4 protein-coding genes and 1 pseudogene are annotated in these 4,489 nt (G+C 30.5%); 1 reads left to right on the plus strand and 4 read right to left on the minus strand.

The genetic code is table 11. From position 1 onward, the window contains the following. Nucleotides 1-510 (plus strand): DNA polymerase III subunit delta (gene holA, locus HMPREF9129_RS10685; protein WP_004821814.1); only part of this gene is annotated, 510 nt, incomplete at its 5' end. 62 nt (nt 511-572) lie between these two features. Here holA and rpsT read toward each other — a convergent pair. The 4 genes and pseudogenes from rpsT to lepB all read right to left on the minus strand — a co-directional run bounded on the left by rpsT (nt 573) and on the right by lepB (nt 4,398). Continuing rightward, nucleotides 573-821: a 30S ribosomal protein S20 gene (rpsT, locus tag HMPREF9129_RS06720; protein ID WP_004821815.1), complete on the minus strand. Its 249-nt coding sequence runs from the start codon at nt 819-821 to the stop codon at nt 573-575. Nucleotides 822-888: 67 nt separating this feature from the next. After that, nucleotides 889-2,073, minus strand: coding sequence for a radical SAM family heme chaperone HemW (hemW, locus tag HMPREF9129_RS06725; protein WP_004821818.1), 1,185 nt, complete (start codon nt 2,071-2,073; stop codon nt 889-891). After that, nucleotides 2,073-3,880, minus strand: a pseudogene (lepA, locus tag HMPREF9129_RS06730) (translation elongation factor 4). The gene hemW and the pseudogene lepA overlap by 1 nt, the downstream one beginning before the upstream one ends. Nucleotides 3,881-3,882: 2 nt before the next feature. Further along, nucleotides 3,883-4,398: a signal peptidase I gene (lepB, locus tag HMPREF9129_RS06735; protein WP_004821824.1), complete on the minus strand. Its 516-nt coding sequence runs from the start codon at nt 4,396-4,398 to the stop codon at nt 3,883-3,885. Nucleotides 4,399-4,489: the final 91 nt, after the last annotated feature.

Raw genomic sequence — 4,489 nt, forward strand, 5'->3', positions numbered from 1 at the left:
GCACAGAAGTCTGGATATAATTCTAAAAATTTAAATGTAGTTTTATATGATGTCAAAAATGAGGTTGATAAGATACTTGCGACCGCAAAAGACGAAGTCAATAGACAGATGATAGATGAAGTTTATATTTCTAACATTGATACGAATATCTTTAATTTTTTAGATGCTATGATGAATAAAAATATTTCGGTAATTCTGCTGGAGCTGAATAATCTATACCAAGTGGGGGAGCCGATACAAAAGATTTTTTATATGGTGGCAAGGCAATTTAGATTGTTGCTATCATACAAAAATTTGAAGGAACAAGGCTATCAAGATATGAAAATTATGGAGAAATTAAAAATCAAACAGTATGAATTTTCAAAATTAAAAGTTGCCTCAAATAAATTTGAAAAGGATAAGTTAAAAGAAATTTATATTTCATTGTTGGAGTATGACCACACAATAAAAACGAGAACAGTAGACGAGAGAGCATTATTTGAAAGTTTATTGGTAAAAATATCTATATAAAATAAAAAACCCAGGAATTTCCTGGGTTAATCTATCTGATTTAATTAATTATTTTGCAGAGTTTAATTTTTAGCAAGTTTAGATATTTTTCTTGATGCATTGTTCTTATGAAAAACATTCTTAGAAACAGCTCTCTTAAGTTTCTTATCAGTAAGTTTTAAAAGTTCTCTTGCTTCTTCAACTTTTCCACTATTAATAGCTGATTCAAACTTTTTAATATAATTTTTAATTTCAGTTTTAACAGACTTATTACGTGCTGCATTTCTTTTTGCAACGTCTATTCTTTTTATTGCTGATTTTATATTTGCCATGAAATTCACCTCCACACTCAATTTGCGCTCTTGTTATTTTAACATTATTATCTTGTAATTGCAAGATTTAATTACAAGGAATCCTTGTAAAGTCTAATTCTACCACATTTGAAATATCTTTTCCAATAGTTGTGAGCTGTATTTTTCCATTATTTAAAGTGATTAATTTATTGTCTAAATTTTTTTTAATTTGAGTTTTGTATTCTTTTTCAAAGTCTATATTAAATTTAAAGTTTATATCTTCTATATCTATTCCTTCATTTAGTCTTAAACCCAACATAGTATATTCATTTAATCTCTCTATCTTATTTAAATTTTCAAATGTATAGCTATAATTTTGATTTAAATAATTTTTCAAAGATGTTACATTTGAATACCTTATATTAGATATATTTGATTGAGCCGAACAACCTAATCCGATATAGTCTTTTAATTTCCAGTATCTCAAGTTGTGTTGGCATTCAAAACCTCTTTTTGAAAAATTGGAAATTTCATATTGGTTTAAATTATTTAAACTGAAAGCATCTACAATTTTTCTGTACATTTTTCTATCCAATATTTCATCAGGGAATTGGTAAGAGTCCATATTATCATAAAGTGGCGTTCCTTCTTCAAGAATTAAAGAATAGTATGATACATGTGGAATGTCATATCTTTTTACAATTTCAAGTGATTCATCTATATCTTCGATAGTTTGGTTGGGAAGGGCTAACATTAAATCTATATTAAAGTTTTTAATTCCGTTTTTTTGAATAGATTCTATAGTATTATAGATTTGTTCAGGAGAATGGATTCTGCCAATAGTTTTTAAAATTTTTTCGTTGAAGCTTTGAGCTCCCATAGAAATTCTATTTATTCCACTTTCAATATAAATCTTTATTGCTTCATCAGTGAGCGAGTTTGGGTTACTCTCAGTAGTAATTTCACAATCGTCTGATAGTTTACATATAGATTGTAGATACTCCATAAATTTCTTTATAAGTTTTGGATTTATTGCGCTTGGAGTTCCGCCACCGATAAAAATTGATTTAATTTCTTTAGAAGATAGATATTCTTTGTAATTTGATAGTTCATAGATTAATGAGTCAATGTATTTTTCGTGAGCCTCTGTAGAAGAAACTTGTGAGTAAAAATCGCAGTAAAGACATTTTTGTTCACAAAAAGGAATGTGTATATAAATTGAAATATCATCTGAACTATGGATGTTTAAAAAGTCCCAAAATTTTTGGGACTTAAAATCTAAAGTATTCATTATTTTTCCTCGTCATATTTTAGAACGGCTAAGAATGCTTCTTGAGGAACTTCAACATCGCCAACCATTCTCATACGTTTTTTACCTTCTTTTTGCTTTTCAAGAAGTTTTCTCTTTCTTGAGATGTCTCCACCATAGCATTTAGAAAGTACGTCTTTACGAAGAGCTCTTATTGTTTCACGAGCAATTACCTTATTTCCTATAGCAGCTTGAATAGGCACAGCAAATTGATGTCTAGGGATTACTTCAGTAAGCTTTTCGCAAATTTTTCTTCCTTTATTGTAAGCTGTAGATTCGTGAACTATTATTGAGAAGGCATCTACAAGGTTAGAGTTAATTAAAATATCAAGTTTAACTAAGTTGCTTTCTTTATATCCTGTCAATTCATAATCGTATGAAGCATATCCTCTAGTCTTAGATTTAAGAGCATCAAAGAAATCATATATTACTTCGTTTAATGGTAAATCATATTTTATAAGAGCGCGAGTTTCTTCAAGATATGTCATATCTATAAATGTACCACGTCTATTTTGACATAAATCCATAACAGCACCAACATAGTCTGTAGGAGTCATAATTTCTGCTCTCACAATTGGTTCTTTAATAGAAGAAATTTCAGTAACAGGAGGAAGATTAGTTGGGTTTTGTATATCTAAATGCTCTCCACTAGTAGTTTCTACTTTATATATTACTGATGGGGAAGTGGTTACGATATTTAAATCAAATTCTCTTTCCAATCTCTCTTGAATTATTTCCATGTGTAGTAGGCCTAAGAAACCACATCTAAAACCAAAGCCAAGAGCAACTGAAGTCTCAGCTTCAAAATCAAGAGCTGCATCATTTACTTGAAGTTTTTCAAGAGCATCTCTTATTTCAGTATATTCTTCGCCTTCTCCTGGATAGATACCACAATATACCATAGGTACTACTTTTTTATAACCGGGGAAAGGAGTTTCGGTTGGTTTGTTTTTATGAGTGATAGTATCTCCAACTGTTGCTTCTTTAACGTTTTTTATGCTTGCTGTTATATAACCTACATCTCCAGCTTGAAGAGAGTTTAAGGCAATATGTGAAGAAGTTACCACACCAACTTCAACAACTTCGAATGTTTTGCCGGTAGCCATCATCTTGATTTCATCACCAGGTTTTACTGATCCGTCATGCACTCTTACATAACAAACAACGCCTTTGTATGAATCATAATAAGAGTCGAAGATTAAAGCTTTTAAAGGCTTGTCTTCAGAACCTTGTGGGGCAGGAATTTCTTCAATTATTTTTTTGAAAACTTGGTCTATTCCAATTCCTTTTTTAGCAGAAACAAGGGGAGCATCTTCAGTATCAATCCCTATGATATCTTCAATTTCTTTTTTACCTCATCAATTCTTGCGCTTGGCAAATCTATTTTATTTATAACAGGTACAAGTTCTAAGTTTTGGTCCAATGCAAGATATACATTTGCCAAAGTTTGAGCTTCAACACCTTGACTTGCATCGACAACTACAATAGCTCCTTCGCAAGCAGCCAAAGACCTTGAAACTTCATAGTTGAAATCGACATGGCCGGGAGTATCTATTAAATTGAATATATACTCTTCGTTGTTTTCATCTTTATATATAAGTCTAACAGCCTTTAACTTAATAGTTATACCTCTTTCGCGTTCAAGGTCCATTGAGTCTAAAACTTGAGCCTCCATTTCTCTTGAAGTGAGCATTCCCGTCATCTCTATAAGTCTATCTGCCAAAGTTGATTTTCCATGGTCAATGTGTGCGATTATAGAAAAATTTCTAATATTTTTTTGTCTAGACAAATTTAACCTCCAATTGTGCCAAAATCACTAAATGGCCAAAATCTAAATTTAACAATGCCTCTTATATCATCTTTTTTAACTGGACCAAAAAATCTTGAATCCAAACTCTTACCTGGGTTTCTGTTATCCCCCATTACAAAAAATTCTCCATCTCCAAGAGTCCATGAAGATTGGTCATATATTTCTGTATAAACACTTGAGTCAATATAAGTTTCTTCAAGTTTATTTCCATTTACATAAACAACACCATCTTTAATTTCGACAGTATCTCCTGGTTTGCCGATTAGTCTTTTAATATATTCTTTTCCTTTTTCATCAGGAGCATTTATTATTACTATATCGAACCTTTCAGGGTCTTTGAAATGTAATGGAAGTATCATGGCGATTAGTCTATCATTTTCATGAAGAGTTGGTTGCATAGATTCACCAACAACCATATTGGAACTAAAAATAAAAGTTTTAATAAGTAAAGCAAGTATTATCGCAAATGCAAAAGTACTTATGTAACTTAGAAACACATTTTCTTTTTTTCATTTTTCATTTTATTAACTCCTTTGTTTGCTATTTAAAGCATTTATAGCATTAAAATATTTTACCATATATTATTAA

Source organism: Peptoniphilus indolicus ATCC 29427, from assembly GCF_000227315.1.
Taxonomy (GTDB): Bacteria; Bacillota; Clostridia; order Tissierellales; family Peptoniphilaceae; genus Peptoniphilus; species Peptoniphilus indolicus.

What these genes read in the sequence shown, in the direction of transcription:
- hemW (WP_004821818.1), bottom strand. Translation starts at nt 2,073, where the DNA reads ATGAATACTTTAGATTTTAAGTCCCAAAAATTTTGGGACTTTTTAAAC.
- rpsT (WP_004821815.1), bottom strand. Translation starts at nt 821, where the DNA reads ATGGCAAATATAAAATCAGCAATAAAAAGAATAGACGTTGCAAAAAGA.